We start from the raw sequence: 241 nt of genomic DNA, 5'->3' as shown, positions 1-241 counted from the left end.
TCTGGAACTGCTCGGCCGGCTGGGTCTCACCCCCGATCGCATCGCCGCACCGGATGTCGACGAGACGCCGGTGCGTGACGAGGACCCGCGCGCCTATGCCGCGCGCATCGCGCTCACCAAGGCGCACGCCGTCGAGCGCCACGACCAGGAGGTCGTGCTGGCGGGCGACACGACGATCGCCGCCGGCCGACGCATCCTCGGCACACCTTCGGACGACGTCGAACTGGCGGCGATGCTGCGC

The 241-nt window shown here is 72.2% G+C and carries 1 protein-coding gene; it reads left to right on the top strand.

All coding sequences use genetic code 11. The features are described from left to right. Nucleotide 1: 1 nt before the first annotated feature. Nucleotides 2-241: Maf family protein (locus tag AC0CH8_RS19080; RefSeq protein ID WP_465241226.1), on the top strand; the 240-nt coding region annotated here is incomplete at its 3' end.

The sequence above is a fragment of the Sphingomonas sp. AC435 genome (assembly GCF_979253005.1).
This window is presented reverse-complemented; position numbering and strand designations above follow the sequence as displayed.